Consider the following 15,219-nt stretch of genomic DNA (forward strand, 5'->3'; position numbering starts at 1 on the left):
CTCCACGATTGTTTCTCCAACAGGTTATGCAAGACACCACAGCATCAGTGGCGTGAATCAGTGACGTGACATCCGTGACGCGATTACTGACCGGTTCCCGATGCCGTGCCGTGTTCAAGCCCACTTGCATAACCGTCTATTTTTTCTCACTTAGGGGCTTGTATGACTCAATCCAACACCTTTGCAAAGGACCAGGCGTATGTAGTGCCGTTTGAACAGCTGCGCATGACTGACGTCGAAATTGTCGGCGGCAAGAATGCGTCGCTGGGTGAAATGATTAGCCAGCTCGCTGAAGCAGGGGTTCGCGTGCCGACAGGCTTTGCTACCACCGCGCTGGCGTTCCGCGATTTCCTCGCGCACAACAACCTGGCCGAACGGATTGCGCAGCGTCTTGAAAAGCTCGATATCGACGACGTCAAGGCGCTCGCCGAAGCGGGCAAGGACATTCGCCAGTGGATCATTGGCGCGCCGCTACAGCCGCGCCTGGAAAACGAGATTCGCGCAGGTTTTGAGATATTGCAAAAAAGCTCCCCAGAGGAGCTTTCATTTGCCGTGCGCTCGTCTGCCACGGCGGAAGATTTGCCTGATGCGTCCTTCGCCGGGCAACAGGAAAGCTATCTGAACGTGGTCGGGATCGACGACGTGCTGGATCGCATGAAGCATGTGTTTGCCTCGCTGTATAACGACCGCGCGATTTCCTACCGGGTGCACAAGGGCTTCACGCATGCTGAAGTCGCGCTGTCGGCGGGTGTGCAGCGCATGGTGCGCTCGGACGTGGGTGCCGCAGGCGTCATGTTTACGCTCGATACCGAGTCGGGTTTCCGCGAAGCGGTGTTCATCACCTCAAGCTATGGCCTGGGCGAAACCGTGGTGCAGGGGGCGGTGAACCCGGATGAGTTCTACGTCTTCAAGACAACACTGGCGCAAGGCAAATATCCGATTATTCGCCGCTCGATCGGCTCCAAACTGGTGCGCATGGAGTTCACTGGCCAGGGCGAGCCTGGCCGGGTGAAAACCGTCGATGTGCCCCACGAGCAGCGCAACCGCTTTTCGATCACCGATGACGACGTGATCGAACTGGCAAAGTACGCCGTCATCATCGAGCGCCACTATCAGCGGCCGATGGATATCGAATGGGGCAAGGATGGCCGTGATGGCAAAATTTTCATCTTGCAGGCACGTCCCGAAACCGTGAAAAGCCAGGCGGCGGGCAAGGCCGAGCAGCGCTTCAAGCTCAAGGGGCAGTCGCAAGTCATCGCCACGGGCCGCGCGATTGGGCAAAAAATTGGCGCGGGGCCGGTGCGGGTGATTCACGATCCGTCTGAAATGGACCGCGTGCAGCCCGGTGACGTGCTGGTGGCCGACATGACCGATCCAAACTGGGAACCCGTGATGAAGCGCGCCGCGGCGATTGTCACGAACCGGGGTGGCCGGACTTGTCACGCGGCCATCATTGCGCGTGAACTGGGTGTGCCAGCGGTGGTGGGCTGCGGCGATGCGACCGATCTGCTGAAAGACGGCGCGCTGGTGACGGTGTCGTGCGCCGAGGGTGACGAAGGCAAGATTTACGATGGTCTGCTTGAAACCGAGGTCACCGACGTGCAGCGCGGCGAGTTGCCGCCCATTCCCGTGAAAATCATGATGAACGTGGGCAATCCCCAGCTAGCGTTCGATTTCTCGCAGTTGCCAAACGGCGGTGTGGGTCTCGCGCGGCTCGAGTTCATCATCAACAACAACATTGGGGTTCATCCGCGCGCCATTCTCGAGTACCCGAATATCGCCCAGGATCTGAAAAAAGCCGTCGAGAGCGTCGCGCGTGGCCACGCCTCGCCGCGCGCGTTTTACGTTGACAAGCTGACGGAAGGTATTGCCACGATTGCGGCGGCGTTTTATCCGAAGCCCGTGATCGTGCGTCTGTCGGATTTCAAATCGAACGAATACAAGAAGCTGATCGGCGGCTCGCGCTATGAGCCGGATGAAGAAAACCCGATGCTCGGCTTCCGTGGTGCATCACGTTATATTTCGGACGATTTTGCCCAGGCGTTCGAAATGGAATGTATCGCGCTCAAGCGCGTGCGCGAAGAGATGGGGCTCGATAACGTCGAAATCATGGTGCCGTTCGTGCGGACCCTGAAGCAGGCGGAGCGTGTGGTGGGCTTGCTGGCAAAGTTCGGCTTAAAGCGTGGCGACAACGGGCTGCGCCTGATCATGATGTGCGAAGTCCCCTCGAACGCGATCCTCGCCGAAGAGTTCCTGCAGTACTTCGACGGTTTTTCGATTGGTTCGAACGATCTGACGCAGCTTACGCTGGGTCTTGACCGCGATTCGGGCATGGAGCTGCTCGCGGTGGACTTTGACGAGCGTGATGCGGCGGTCAAGTTCTTGCTGCAACGTGCGATTTCGACCTGCTTGCGGCTGAACAAGTACGTTGGCATTTGCGGCCAGGGCCCGTCCGATCATCCTGACTTTGCGCAGTGGCTGACGCAGGAGGGCATCGCGTCGATCTCGCTCAATCCCGACACGATCATCGATACCTGGCAAGCCCTGGCTCATTCGAACGCGAGACCGGCAGTGGCTTGATGAGCGGGATAGCGCATTAATTTTTGTAAGAAATAGCGTGTCCGTGCTATAACACCCCGGTCTGTCCGGGGTGTTTTTTTATGGAGAGCAATGTGATGTCTGGTGGATTGTTCTGGTGGATCGGGGCGGGCATGCTGATCGTGCTGGAGTTGTTTAGCGGGACGTTGTATTTGCTGATGGTTGCCCTCGGTTTTATTGCTGCCGCGTTTGCTCACTGGGCGGGTGGCAGTATCGCGTTGCAGTTTGCGCTGGCCGGGGGCGTGGCACTTGTCGCCATGCTGCTGTTGAACCGCTCCAGGCTTGGCCGTAAGGCTTCAGGGGACGCCACGCACAATCCTGATATGAATCTCGATATCGGGCAAACACTCGATATCCCGGCATGGCGCGAGCGGCGCACGCGAACGGCGTACCGCGGCGCGGCCTGGGATGTCGAGCTCGAGCCTGGCGAGCCTGAGGATGCAGGTCTTTACGAGATCGTCGCGTTACGCGGCAACTGTCTTGTCGTCGTGGCGCACAGGCCGCGCGGTTGAGGGCTGGCGGCCAGGTTTATAGCCACGGGTTATATCGGCGGTTTGTAGCAACGGTTTGTACCAACTACGGGAGTGAAAATTGTGATTACAGCAGTGGTGTTTGTTGTCATCGTCGCGGTGATCGCGCAAAGCATCAAGATCGTGCCGCAGCAGCATGCATGGGTGCTCGAGCGCTTTGGCCGTTATCGCCGGACGCTCGCGCCGGGCTTGAATTTTGTCGTTCCGTTCATGGACCGGGTGGCCTACAAGCATGTTCTGAAAGAAACACCGCTCGATGTACCAAGCCAGGTGTGTATTACCCGCGATAACACGCAGTTGCAGGTGGATGGCGTGCTGTATTTTCAGGTGACTGACCCAATGAAGGCGTCGTATGGCTCGAGCGATTTCATGTTCGCTATTACCCAGCTATCGCAAACGACCCTGCGCTCGGTCATTGGCAAGCTCGAACTCGACAAGACGTTTGAGGAACGTGATTTCATCAACCACAGCATTGTGTCGTCGCTCGACGAAGCCGCACTGAACTGGGGCGTCAAAGTGTTGCGTTACGAGATCAAGGATCTGACACCGCCGAAAGAAATCTTGCATGCGATGCAGGCACAAATTACGGCCGAACGCGAAAAACGTGCGCTGATCGCTGCCTCGGAAGGGCGCAAACAGGAGCAAATCAATATCGCTTCCGGGGGGCGGGAAGCCGCGATCCAGAAATCCGAGGGTGAGCGCCAGGCGGCAATCAATCAGGCGCAGGGGCAGGCTTCAGCGATTCTGGCCGTGGCGGAAGCCAACGCCCAGGCCATTCAGAAGATTGCTGCCGCGATCCAGTCAACGGGCGGGATGGAAGCGGTCAACCTGAAGGTTGCGGAGCAATACGTGAGCGCCTTCGGCAATCTGGCGAAGCAGGGCACGACACTGATCGTTCCCGGTAACCTTGCGGATATGAGCACGATGATCGCGTCGGCGCTGACGATCGTGAACAAAAATAAAGGCGCTGATTTACCGCTTAACCGCTGATTGCCATGGCGGGTGCGGCCCAAAAGTGGGACACAAAATAGCCCGCGGTTCAATTTGAACCGCGGGCTATTTGTTGTACGGGCGAAGCCAGGCTTCAAACAGGCTGGCCGGATAAGCCATGAAGGCCCAGCCAGCCGCGCACCGCGTCAGGACGGTGAGCGCATCAGCCGTGCTTTTTCGCGCTCCCAGTCGCGTTTTTTCTCGGTTTCGCGTTTGTCATGCATCTTTTTGCCCTTGGCGAGACCAATTTCGCATTTGATCAGGCCACCCTTGTAATGAAAGTTAAGCGGCACGATGGTGTAGCCGCGCCGCTCGACCTTGCCGATCAGTTTGCTGATTTCTTCGTTGTGCAACAGCAGCTTGCGCGTGCGCACCGGGTCCGGCGTGATGTGGGTGGAGGCGGCTAGCAGCGGGCTGATGTGCGCGCCAATCAGGAACAGCTCGCCATTGCGGATGATGACGTAGCCTTCCTTGATCTGGCCGCGCCCAGCGCGTAGGGCTTTGACCTCCCACCCTTCGAGCACAAGCCCTGCTTCGTAGCGGTCTTCGATGAAATAGTCGAAGAAGGCTTTTCTGTTGTCGGTGATGCTCATGAATGGAAAGCGCCCAACTCGTTTAAAATCGCGATTTTAGCAAAGCGGGGCCAATAAAGCCCGCAGAGCTTGTCCACTCTTGCCGCGAGCTCTCCAATTTATGGCGGATGTCCAAAAAACCGTACTGATTCGCCATTCGGCGGAGCAAATGTTCGACCTCGTCACGGATGTCGCCGATTACCCCAATTTCCTGCCCTGGTGCGGTGGCGTCGAAATCCGGCGCCAGGATGAAACCGGCATGGAGGCGAGGATCGATATCAATTTCAAGGGTATCCGGCAACATTTCGCCACTCGCAATACGCAGCAGCGCCCCAGCCGGATCGATATGGAGTTTACCGACGGCCCGTTTCGCAAGTTCACGGGTTACTGGTGTTTTACGCCGTTACGTGCGGATGCCTGCAAGATCGAGTTCGCGCTTCATTATGAATTTTCCAGCATTATTCTCGAAAAATTGATCGGGCCGGTGTTTAGCCACATCGCCAACACGTTTGTCGAGTCCTTCGTGAAGCGCGCTGACCAGCGCTATGGCAAGACATGAGCCGCACATGAGCACGCTATTGGCCATCGAGGTTTGCTACGCGCTACCAGAGCAGCAAACGCGCATTGCGCTGATGCTGCCGCCCGGTGCAACGCTGCAACAGGCACTGGACGCGAGCGGAATCCTCCAGCGCCATCCCGGGATCGATCTTGAACAGCAAAAAGTGGGGGTTTTTGGCAAGCTCAAGCCACTTGATACCGTGCTGTCCGATCACGACAGGGTGGAAATTTACCGGCCGTTAAAAGTTGATCCGAAAGCCGCCCGTGCCCGCCGCGTGGATAAAACCCGCAAGGCGGGCTCTACCGAAGGCCGCCGCTGGCGGCCACGCGATCCGGGCTAGGGCGGGGCCTGAGGCATCCTGCCTCAGCCTCGCCCGCGTGGGGCGGCGTGTTGCCAGTACCGCTGCCGGCCGGTCAAAGAATAGGGGTGGGCACAGGCTCCTGAGTTTGACCCGTGGCGTTTGTCGCGCGGCGGGCCGCACCCTGATTCGCATGCTGCCGCACCGACCAGCTCACTCCTGCCATGAGCAGGACGATCGCAGCGACTTCAAGTGGGCGCGGCATGCGGTGGTCGTAGACAAATCCATAGAGCAACGCGAACAGCGTTTCAAACACAATCAACTGTCCGGAAAGCGTGAGTGGCAGCCGCTTTGATGCGGCGTTCCAGAGCCCGTTGCCAAGCCACGATGCGCCGACCGCCAGCACCAGGTTCAGGAGCCAGAACGTTTGCCAGCGTTCATGCGAGAGCGCCATCTGCGACATGCCGGAGGGCAATAACGCGAGCCCCAGCCACAGCATGAGGCCGAGGGCGCCCGTCACAATGCCCCATAACACGGACCATTCATTGCCATTGAAACGTGTATTGCGTTGCAGATAACGGCTATTGGCGACGGCAAACCATGACCAGCAGGCTAAGGCCCCCGTGGCGCAGAGGAGGCCGCCTAGCCAGGTGGCAATGCTCCCCGGACGGTGGCCGCCGATGGGCAGGACGTCGATATTGATACACAGGATGCCGGCGGCCACCAGTGTGAGCGGGAAGGCGAGGCGTCGCAGGGGAACGGCATGCGCGTCGCGGCGACCTAGCAACGTGACGGTGACAGGCAACACGCCAATGATGAGCGAAGTCGGGGCGACCCCGATCATCTGCACGGCGCGAGTCAGCAGGATGTAATACAACAGGTTGCCCGCCAGCGCGAGCAAGATCAGGGCGCGCAGATCAGCCCGGGTCAGGCGTTGCAGCAGCGAACGCGCGATCGGCAGGGCGAGCACGAGCGAGACCGCGCCATACATCGTGTAGCGCCCGGCACTGAGCAGCAGCGGCGACACATCAGACAACCAGTGGGGCACGATAAACACGACGCCCCATAACGCGCCAGCTAGCACGCCGTAGATCACACCACGCTGCATTTCATACTCCGCGACAAAAAAACACTCACTGCACTGAACAATCGAGCCCGAACGATAACGAGCCATGGGCCGTCTGTCTTGTTTGATTCTGCAAAAAAGAGGATCGGCCAGGCGCCGCGAAACCTGGAACGCGGGAACGCAGGGCGGGCTTCGGCGGCTTGATACGCGTGCTTGAGGGAAATATCAAAAATTCACGAAGCGGCTGTTCGTGCAGTGAAAACCAGAGGATGTATCGCGTATAATCCGCTTTTGCGCCTATAGGATTTGCCATGCGTCTGATCCAGAAAGCACTCACGTTCGATGACGTGCTCCTTGTTCCCGACTTTTCCGACGTTTTGCCGCGCGATACCAGCCTGAAAACTCAGCTGACCCGCAACATCTCCCTGAATATCCCCCTCGTGTCCGCCGCCATGGACACCGTCACCGAAGCCCGCCTTGCCATTGCCATCGCCCAGTTAGGCGGTATCGGCATCGTTCACAAAAACATGACGCCCACCGCCCAGGCCAGCGAAGTCGCCAAGGTCAAGCGTTTCGAGTCGGGTGTGGTGCGCGATCCCATTACCGTGCCGCCGGATCTGAAGGTGCGCGATGTGATCGCACTGTCGCAGCATCATGGCATTTCGGGCTTTCCCGTGGTGGAAGGCGCGCGTCTGGTGGGCATTGTGACCAACCGCGATTTGCGTTTTGAAACCCGTTTCGATGAGCCGGTCAGCTCCATCATGACGCCCCGCGAGCGGCTCGTGACGGTGCGCGAAGGCACCTCGCTGGCCGAAGCCAAGGCGCTGATGCACAGCCACCGCCTCGAACGTGTGCTGGTCATCAACGATGCTTTCGAGCTGCGTGGCTTGATGACCGTGAAAGACATCACCAAACAGACTGAACACCCGGAAGCCTGCAAGGACGAACACGGCAAGCTGCGCGTGGGCGCGGCGGTGGGCGTGGGCGCCGACAACGAAGAGCGCGTCACGCTGCTGGTGCAAGCGGGTGTTGACGTGATCGTCGTCGATACCGCGCACGGCCACAGCAAGGGCGTGCTGGATCGGGTGCGCTGGGTAAAAAACAGTTTTCCCCATGTCGAAGTGATCGGCGGCAATATCGCCACGGCGGCAGCGGCAAAAGCGTTGCTTGAGCATGGCGCGGATGGCGTCAAGGTCGGCATCGGTCCAGGTTCGATCTGCACGACCCGCATCGTCGCAGGCGTGGGCGTGCCGCAAATCAGCGCGATCGCCAATGTTTCCGATGCCCTGAAAGGCACCGGCGTGCCCGTCGTGGCCGACGGAGGGGTGCGTTACTCGGGCGATGTCAGCAAGGCGCTCGCCGCTGGCGCCAATTCCGTGATGATGGGCAGCCTGCTGGCTGGCACAGAAGAAGGCCCTGGCGATGTGTTCCTGTATCAGGGCCGCCAGTACAAGTCCTATCGTGGCATGGGCTCTGTTGGCGCGATGAAGGACGGCGCGGCGGACCGCTACTTCCAGGACAATTCAGCCAATATCGACAAACTGGTGCCCGAAGGAATCGAAGGCCGGGTGGCTTATAAGGGCTCGGTCAACGCGATCCTGTACCAGTTGATCGGGGGCGTTCGTGCCAGCATGGGTTACTGCGGTTGCCGCACGATTAATGAATTGCACGATAAGGCCTCATTTGTCGAAATCACCTCGGCAGGCATGCGCGAATCTCATGTGCATGATGTGCAGATCACGAAGGAAGCCCCTAACTATCACGTGGACTAAAGCTAATGAAGCCCCTTCTGCGCGCGGTACTGTTGCTTGATGCCCTGTTGTTGCTCATGTTCGGCTTGCTGTTTGTGCTGACGCCATGGCGTGGTTTGTATGACGCACTGCAACTCGTACAGGCCGAACCCGCGCTGGTGGGCCAGGGGTTTGGTGTCGCGCTGGTGGGCCTCGCCTGGCTGGCGTTGCATGCCTCGTTCAATGGTGCGCTGACCGTGCCGGTGGCCCGGGTGGTGGGACATGTCAACTGGCTGACCGGTTTATTGATGCTGGTCTGGCTGATTGGTTTGCATACCCCTGATCTCACGGGGTTTGGGCAGCTTGTAGCTGGGCTGGTGGGGGCGGTGCTGATCATCGTCGGCCTTGGGGGCGTGCGCTTGTGCGGAGCGGTGCGGCGGCGGGAGAAAGTCCACGCCGCCACCCGCGAGGCTCATGCCGAGGTCACGGCAAGGCCCAAGCCTGTTACTGGGATGGCCCAAGACCCGGCGTTGACGGCTTCTCACACGGCGGGCGCCGTGCCATCGGCTGTTGCCGCTGAAGGGGTTGCAGATGACGCGCACGCAGCCAGTATGCGCAATGAAGCCCGGGATGCCGCCGCGGATGCGCCCGCGATGCCACGTCCGCCGTTTCACGGTTGATGAGCCACGGCCCTGTTCAGCCAAGGCTCCTCCGGGGCCGTGTGGGCGTTCAAGGTTCTGTAGTGGCTGCCTTCATGTCCCTGTATTCCTGTATTCCGGTGTCCCGCTTTGCCAGCCCGCTTCAGGCTGCGCTGTATAAATTCAACGCCGCGCCTATCACGCGGCGTTTCCTTTTCGTTCACTCTTGATGCCGTCCGACGCCATGCATGACAAGATCCTGATTCTCGACTTCGGTTCGCAAGTTACCCAACTGATTGCCCGTCGCATTCGTGAAGCGCACGTGTATTCGGAGATCCATCCCTACGATGTCGACGATGCGTTTATCCGCGACTTTGCGCCCAAAGGCGTGATTTTGTCGGGCGGGCCCAGCTCCGTCACCGACAACGACACGCCACGCGCACCTCAGGCGGTGTTTGAGCTGGGCGTTCCGGTGCTGGGCATTTGCTATGGCATGCAGACGATGGCCGAGCAACTGGGTGGCAGGGTGGATATCGGACATCTGCGCGAGTTTGGCTACGCCGAAGTACGCGCACGCAGCCACACACGCTTTCTCGAGGGCATTGAAGACTTCCGCACGGAGCAAGGCCACGGCATGCTGAAGGTCTGGATGAGCCATGGCGACAAGGTGCTTGAGATGCCTGCCGGGTTCCAGTTGATGGCATCGACTGATTCCTGCCCGATTGCCGCGATGGCTGACGAGACGCGCCATTTCTACGGCGTGCAATGGCATCCGGAAGTCACGCATACCGCGCAAGGGCGCGCGATGCTCGAGCGCTTTGTGCTGACGATCTGCGGCGCGCGGCCCGACTGGGAGATGGGTCATTACATCGATGAAGCCGTGGCCACCATTCGCCAGCAGGTGGGTGACGAGCAGGTCATTCTGGGGCTGTCGGGCGGCGTGGATTCATCAGTAGCCGCCGCATTATTGCATCGGGCAATTGGCCCGCAACTGACATGCGTTTTTGTCGACCACGGTTTGTTGCGGCTCAATGAAGCCGAACAGGTGATGGCGACCTTTGCCGACCATCTTGGCGTGAAGGTGATTCATGTCGATGCCAGCGAGGTATTTCTCTCGAAGCTGGCGGGCGTGACGGACCCTGAAGCCAAACGCAAGATTATTGGCGCTGAATTTGTTGAAGTTTTCCAGGCGCAAGCGGGCAAGCTGCCTGATGCGCGGTGGCTGGCGCAAGGCACGATTTACCCGGATGTGATCGAATCTGCCGGCAAAGGCAAGAAGGCCACGCAGACGATTAAAAGCCACCATAACGTCGGTGGTTTGCCCGAAACATTAAACCTGAAGTTGCTTGAGCCGCTGCGTGAGCTGTTCAAGGACGAGGTGCGTGAGCTGGGCGTGAAGCTGGGCTTGCCTGCGGCGATGGTTTATCGCCATCCGTTTCCGGGCCCAGGGCTGGGCGTGCGGATTCTGGGAGAGGTACGACGCGATTTTGCCGATTTGCTACGCCGTGCGGACGCGATTTTCATCGAAACGCTGCGCACGTTTATTGATGCTGAAACTGGCAAGTCATGGTACGACCTGACCAGTCAGGCATTCGCGGTGTTTTTGCCGGTCAAGAGCGTTGGCGTGATGGGCGATGGGCGGACTTACGAATATGTTGTCGCGTTGCGCGCGGTGCAAACACAGGATTTCATGACAGCGCATTGGGCTCATTTGCCACATGAACTGCTGGGCCACGTGTCGAACCGGATTATTAACGAAGTCCGGGGGATTAACCGGGTGGTTTACGATATTTCGGGCAAACCGCCTGCGACGATTGAGTGGGAGTGATTGGAGGTCTGGCACGTACCGGCATGGCCTAGCAGCAGAACACACCTAAGCCCGCGTCATTGCGGGCTTTTTTCGTTTTTTGCTTGGCAACATCTGGCATGTTTAAGCACCGGCAAGCAACAGTTTTGCGTGGCATTTCCAATGGTATGATTCGCCCGAATACCATGTGCTGCGCTTGATACCATGGACGCCTTTGCAGGGTTTACATGGTATCGAATCCCAGCAAAACTCTGTTTTTAAAGGCGATTCGAGCGTCTCTCGGGCGTATTTTCGAGCATGGTATTTTCGCCCCCACAGGACGGAACCCATGCTGACCGATACCAAGCTGCGAAACCTCAAGCCGCAGGAAAAACTCTACAAGGTCAATGACCGCGATGGCCTATACGTCGCGGTCACGGCCGCCGGTTCGGTCTCCTTCCGCTACAACTACTCGATCAACGGGCGACAGGAGACACTGACGTTCGGGCGGTACGGTGTCGGCGGTATCACGCTGTCGGAGGCCCGCGAGCGGCTCAACGAAGCGAAGAAGATGGTTGCGGCGGGCAAGTCGCCAGCGAAGGAAAAGGCGCGTGACAAGGCGCGTGTGAAGGATGCCGAGACGTTCGGCGCGTGGGCTGAGAAGTGGCTGCGCGGCTACCAGATGGCGGACTCGACGCGCGACATGCGCCGTTCTATCTACGAGCGCGACCTGAAGGCCAACTTCGGTAACCAGAAGCTCACGGAAATCACGCACGAGGATCTACGCATCCTCACCGACGCCATCGTGGCGCGCGGGGCGCCGGCGACCGCCGTGCACGTGCGCGAAGTCGTTTCGCAGGTCTACCGGTGGGCCATCGAGCGCGGCCAGAAGGTAGAGAATCCGGCCGAGCTGGTGCGCCCAACGAGCATTGCCAAGTTCGAACCGCGCGACCGTGCGCTGACGCCGGACGAGATCGGCCTGATGTACCAGTACATGGAGCGCATCGGAACGACGCCATCCATCCGGGCAGCCGCCAAGCTGTTGCTGCTGACGATGGTGCGCAAGAGCGAGCTGACCAATGCGACCTGGAGCGAGATCAATTTCAGCGAGGCGCTTTGGACGATTCCCAAGGAGCGGATGAAGCGGCGCAATCCGCACCTGGTGTTCCTTTCCCGGCAGGTGCTGGATATCTTCATTGCCCTCAAGACCTTTGCCGGCGGGTCGGACTACGTGCTGCCGTCGCGGTATGACTCGGACCTACCCATGAGCAGCGCCACGCTCAACCAGGTGCTGACGCTGACGTATCGGCTGGCGCAAAAGGAAGGGAAGTCGCTCGCTAAGTTCGGGCCGCATGACTTGCGGCGCACGGCCAGCACGTTGCTACATGAGGCCGGCTACAACACAGACTGGATCGAGAAGTGCCTCGCGCACGAGCAGCGAGGTGTCAGGGCCGTCTACAACAAGGCCGAGTACCGCGAGCAGCGGACGGCGATGTTGCAGGACTGGGCTGACATGATCGACGAATGGACAGTCAGGAAGGCGTTTTAGCCGCTAAAAAAAGAGGCCCGTCGACGCAGACGGCCGTCACGGTACTTCATCGAGGCGGAAGTCCTTCGGGATCGCCGCAAGCGCCTTGGACACGGCTTGTCGGCTGATTCCGAGTGCCTTAGCGACTTGCGATTGATTTTGTCCAGAGGCGATCATCGTGATGATCGCCTTCTTGCGGTCGGTCAGTCGCTGGTTGGCCATCTGGCGTGCCTGGTTCCTCAACTCGGCCTTGTCGGCGGGCTGTAGAGATTTTTGGGCCACATGGCCTTGAATGTATCGATCAACCGCTCGATCCCCTGAGTCTGCTCGCAGCTTCTCCGGTTTGGCGCTCTGCTTGCTCAGTCGTAGCAGTTCCACGTCGAAGTGATTCGCCGAACGCATGGCACGTCGATAGGCTGGATTCTGGGTGCCATCCGATAGCATTGGCCGATGTTCGGCACAGTAGCGGTGGCTCAAGCGCAGTTTCTCTTGATCTCCCTGGGGCCAATTTCCGTGTTCGAAGAACGAGGCTAGTTCCGTCAGCGCGCCGCAGAACCTGCAAAAGCCCCGACGGCGCTGCATGTTCAAGAGGCGTGGTTTGTCACCGGGTATCTTGGATCGTGCCGGCCTTTTGCAGGCGCAGTCCCAAAACAGCTCGATCAAGGATTCGGCGGTCGCGATGAAGCGTTGATTCTTGGGAGTGGGCTTGTCCTTTCGTTCGAGGAACCGACGCAGCAAAAAGCGATGCCACCGAACCTTTTCATCAAGTCCTAATTGGCGAATCAGGGCACTGGCTCCTGGCAGAAAGTTGGAGTAGCGCGCCGGAAGAGTCGCCATGTACGCTGCCACGGCAGGATCGATGTGTTCCTCTATCAGTCGGACGATGGGGTACTGGCGCGAGGATGCGGAGTAGGGTTTCCAGCGTTCTCGGAACTCCTTGATCGCTTGAGAAACGATCGGCGCGCATCCATCCCAGATATGGATGTAGTATTGCCCTAGGCGTTCTCTTGCTTGCTCTTCCGTTTCCATATCAATCAAAGCGTACAGCTAATTCGCTGATGGTGTCAACCAAAATGGATAATTAAGTCGCTGACAGTCGATCGGTATGGCGGCTAGCCTCGTGGTTTTCAATTGAAGACCACGAATGCCGGACTCGTTTTTTTTATCGCCGGGGCCGCTCCGCTCGCCCCGTGATGAGAAGGACGAGCGCGCAGCCTCTGAGCCCACAACACACCTTGCGCCTGACCGTGGCAGGCAGGGCGATTTCTTCGCGCTCGGCATCCCCGATGCCGCGCCGAAAGATGACCTCGCCAGCATGGAACATCCGTTGTTCGCATTGAAGGCTGGCGACACTCGCGTGCGTACCTACGAGCGCAACGGCAATACCGTGACGGTGAAGCCCGGCCCGGACGGTCGTGCAACGATCCACGACAAGGATTTGTGGCTCTACTGCGCCGGCCAGCTCGTCGAGGCGAAGAACCGTGGGGCAAGAATCTCGCGCACGGTGCGCCTCACCATGTACGACTTCCTCACGGCCACCAACCGCGACACCAGCGGTCGCGCCTACGAGCGCGCGGGCGAGATGCTTGGGCGGCTCACCGGCACGCGGGTGGAAACGAACATCGAGACCGGCGGGCGGCGCACTCGTGCGTTTTGGGGCCTGGTGGAATCGGCCAAGATCATCGAGAAGTCACCCAACGACGGTCGCATGGTGTCACTAGAAGTGACCTTGCCGGAATGGCTGTTCCGAGCCATCGACGCCGGCGAATTCCTCACGCTCTCGCGCAACTATTACCGACTGCGCAAACCGCTTGACCGGCGCATCTACGAACTGGCGCGAAAGCACTGCGGCCGTCAACCAAGCTGGCGTGTGTCGCTGGCCGTCCTGTACCAGAAGAGCGGCAGCACCGATGCGCTGCGGAATTTCCGTGCGGCAATGCGCTCGCTGGCCGAATCTGGCGCGCTGCCCGACTTCCTCATGGCGTTCGACGGCAGCCGCGACATGGTGACGTTCTACGCCAACGGCCCCAAGGGCCGCGTCGCCGAGGCCAAGGACATACTGGCTGGGAGGCCGCATGCTTCGCTGCTGGCCCATGAGAAGGTCCACGCCCGGAAAATCGGGAAGCGATCCGGCTGACACGTGCCTCCACGCAGGGCACGTACTTTTACCTGCACTTGACTTCGGGCTTCCAGGGATGCCTTCTGTGGATTGGTACGTGCGTTCACCTGCGCCATCTGTGGATGGGAGCGTGCCTTTACCTGCACTCGCATCGTGCTTTCACCTGCACCCAATTTCGTGCTTTTACCTGCGTACCCACCCCACAAAGCATTGTCGCGCAAGGGTTTTTGAAACCTGTAACGCGCGCGCGCCTTTAACAGTCTTTTTAACTTAAAGATCTTTAACGCCGGCGGGGCTGTGGAAAACTTGACAGTTCGTGCGCTGGCGGCTTCGCCGGGGCACCCCTGCGGGGTTCCCCCACCGCTATGCGGTGGCTCCCCCCTCCGGCAAATCGTGCCGGCCTCCGGCCGGTGAGCTGAGAGGGGCGCGGCACAAGCCGCGCCGAACGCGCCAGAAACGCTCCGGACGAAAAAAATCGGCAAGGCGAGGCCGAGCGCTCCTATTCCTGAAAACGCTCTCGCGGGCTTCCTGGACGCGGCCAGGCAGACCGACGGCAGCGCCACGAACAGATTGCCGCGCTGTCGGAACGGTCGCAGGTTGAACGCCAAGAAAGGGAGGCAGCGAGTCCACGCTGACCAGGCCGACGAGCTGGCCAGCATCGCCGCTTCCGACGATGGTGGCCGCCAGATGGATTTGGTTCGTTGTAGCGTGTTGTATGTTGTATCGCGCTACAACATACAACGCAGAATCAGCAGAATCTTAATGTCAACCTAATTGGATAATTAAGTTGCTGAAGCGTTAGGCT

The 15,219-nt window shown here is 59.4% G+C and carries 13 protein-coding genes; 10 read left to right on the plus strand and 3 right to left on the minus strand.

From position 1 onward, the window contains the following. Positions 1-162 precede the first annotated feature (162 nt). The 3 genes from ppsA to GH657_RS07650 all read left to right on the plus strand — a co-directional run bounded on the left by ppsA (position 163) and on the right by GH657_RS07650 (position 4,118). Positions 163-2,580: a phosphoenolpyruvate synthase gene (gene ppsA, locus GH657_RS07640; RefSeq protein ID WP_153100152.1), complete on the plus strand. Its 2,418-nt coding sequence runs from the start codon at positions 163-165 to the stop codon at positions 2,578-2,580. A gap of 92 nt (positions 2,581-2,672) precedes the next feature. After that, positions 2,673-3,110: an NfeD family protein gene (locus GH657_RS07645; RefSeq protein ID WP_153100153.1), complete on the plus strand. Its 438-nt coding sequence runs from the start codon at positions 2,673-2,675 to the stop codon at positions 3,108-3,110. A gap of 81 nt (positions 3,111-3,191) precedes the next feature. After that, on the plus strand, positions 3,192-4,118 hold the full coding sequence (locus GH657_RS07650) for an SPFH domain-containing protein (RefSeq protein WP_425495732.1): 927 nt from the start codon (positions 3,192-3,194) through the stop codon (positions 4,116-4,118). A gap of 146 nt (positions 4,119-4,264) precedes the next feature. On the opposite strand, the gene smpB is transcribed toward GH657_RS07650, so the two are convergent. Beyond that, positions 4,265-4,711, minus strand: a complete 447-nt coding sequence (gene smpB / locus GH657_RS07655) for an SsrA-binding protein SmpB (protein ID WP_153100155.1) — start codon at positions 4,709-4,711, stop codon at positions 4,265-4,267. Positions 4,712-4,811: 100 nt separating this feature from the next. Here smpB and GH657_RS07660 point away from each other — a divergent pair, with 100 nt between their 5' ends. After that, positions 4,812-5,249 (plus strand): type II toxin-antitoxin system RatA family toxin, encoded by a 438-nt coding sequence (locus GH657_RS07660; protein WP_153100156.1) that lies wholly within the window; start codon positions 4,812-4,814, stop codon positions 5,247-5,249. A 7-nt stretch (positions 5,250-5,256) separates the two neighbouring features. Then, positions 5,257-5,589, plus strand: coding sequence for an RnfH family protein (locus GH657_RS07665; RefSeq protein WP_153100157.1), 333 nt, complete (start codon positions 5,257-5,259; stop codon positions 5,587-5,589). A gap of 73 nt (positions 5,590-5,662) precedes the next feature. Here the strand turns inward: GH657_RS07665 and GH657_RS07670 are convergent, their stop codons facing one another. Beyond that, the gene (locus GH657_RS07670; RefSeq protein ID WP_153101682.1) at positions 5,663-6,655 is read right to left on the minus strand and encodes a DMT family transporter; all 993 of its coding nucleotides are present in this window, start codon (positions 6,653-6,655) and stop codon (positions 5,663-5,665) included. A 269-nt stretch (positions 6,656-6,924) separates the two neighbouring features. On the opposite strand from GH657_RS07670, the gene guaB reads away from it, so the two are divergent. From guaB to GH657_RS07690, 4 genes are all read left to right on the plus strand, one after another. Continuing rightward, on the plus strand, positions 6,925-8,385 hold the full coding sequence (gene guaB, locus GH657_RS07675; RefSeq protein ID WP_153100158.1) for an IMP dehydrogenase: 1,461 nt from the start codon (positions 6,925-6,927) through the stop codon (positions 8,383-8,385). A gap of 5 nt (positions 8,386-8,390) precedes the next feature. Continuing rightward, positions 8,391-9,023 (plus strand): hypothetical protein, encoded by a 633-nt coding sequence (locus GH657_RS07680; RefSeq protein ID WP_153100159.1) that lies wholly within the window; start codon positions 8,391-8,393, stop codon positions 9,021-9,023. Between the two features lie 202 nt (positions 9,024-9,225). Next, positions 9,226-10,809 (plus strand): glutamine-hydrolyzing GMP synthase, encoded by a 1,584-nt coding sequence (guaA, locus tag GH657_RS07685; RefSeq protein WP_153100160.1) that lies wholly within the window; start codon positions 9,226-9,228, stop codon positions 10,807-10,809. Between the two features lie 307 nt (positions 10,810-11,116). Continuing rightward, positions 11,117-12,316, plus strand: a complete 1,200-nt coding sequence (locus GH657_RS07690) for a tyrosine-type recombinase/integrase (protein WP_153100161.1) — start codon at positions 11,117-11,119, stop codon at positions 12,314-12,316. A 36-nt stretch (positions 12,317-12,352) separates the two neighbouring features. On the opposite strand, the gene GH657_RS07695 is transcribed toward GH657_RS07690, so the two are convergent. Then, entirely contained in the window at positions 12,353-13,324 is a 972-nt protein-coding gene (locus GH657_RS07695) for a LuxR family transcriptional regulator (protein ID WP_153101683.1), read from the minus strand. Between the two features lie 115 nt (positions 13,325-13,439). Here GH657_RS07695 and GH657_RS07700 point away from each other — a divergent pair, with 115 nt between their 5' ends. Continuing rightward, complete coding sequence (locus GH657_RS07700) at positions 13,440-14,432, plus strand: replication initiator protein A (RefSeq protein WP_153100162.1); 993 nt, start codon at positions 13,440-13,442, stop codon at positions 14,430-14,432. The last annotated feature ends 787 nt before the right edge of the window (positions 14,433-15,219 follow it).

The organism is Paraburkholderia hayleyella, from assembly GCF_009455685.1.
In the GTDB taxonomy this organism is placed as follows: Bacteria; Pseudomonadota; Gammaproteobacteria; order Burkholderiales; family Burkholderiaceae; genus Paraburkholderia; species Paraburkholderia hayleyella.

Bases quoted from the DNA above. Each gene is read 5' to 3' on its own strand.
- guaA (WP_153100160.1), top strand. From the start codon at position 9,226: ATGCATGACAAGATCCTGATTCTCGACTTCGGTTCGCAAGTTACCCAA.
- GH657_RS07660 (WP_153100156.1), top strand. From the start codon at position 4,812: ATGGCGGATGTCCAAAAAACCGTACTGATTCGCCATTCGGCGGAGCAA.
- GH657_RS07690 (WP_153100161.1), top strand. From the start codon at position 11,117: ATGCTGACCGATACCAAGCTGCGAAACCTCAAGCCGCAGGAAAAACTC.
- GH657_RS07700 (WP_153100162.1), top strand. From the start codon at position 13,440: ATGCCGGACTCGTTTTTTTTATCGCCGGGGCCGCTCCGCTCGCCCCGT.
- smpB (WP_153100155.1), bottom strand. From the start codon at position 4,711: ATGAGCATCACCGACAACAGAAAAGCCTTCTTCGACTATTTCATCGAA.
- GH657_RS07680 (WP_153100159.1), top strand. From the start codon at position 8,391: ATGAAGCCCCTTCTGCGCGCGGTACTGTTGCTTGATGCCCTGTTGTTG.
- ppsA (WP_153100152.1), top strand. From the start codon at position 163: ATGACTCAATCCAACACCTTTGCAAAGGACCAGGCGTATGTAGTGCCG.
- GH657_RS07695 (WP_153101683.1), bottom strand. From the start codon at position 13,324: ATGGAAACGGAAGAGCAAGCAAGAGAACGCCTAGGGCAATACTACATC.
- guaB (WP_153100158.1), top strand. From the start codon at position 6,925: ATGCGTCTGATCCAGAAAGCACTCACGTTCGATGACGTGCTCCTTGTT.
- GH657_RS07665 (WP_153100157.1), top strand. From the start codon at position 5,257: ATGAGCACGCTATTGGCCATCGAGGTTTGCTACGCGCTACCAGAGCAG.
- GH657_RS07670 (WP_153101682.1), bottom strand. From the start codon at position 6,655: ATGCAGCGTGGTGTGATCTACGGCGTGCTAGCTGGCGCGTTATGGGGC.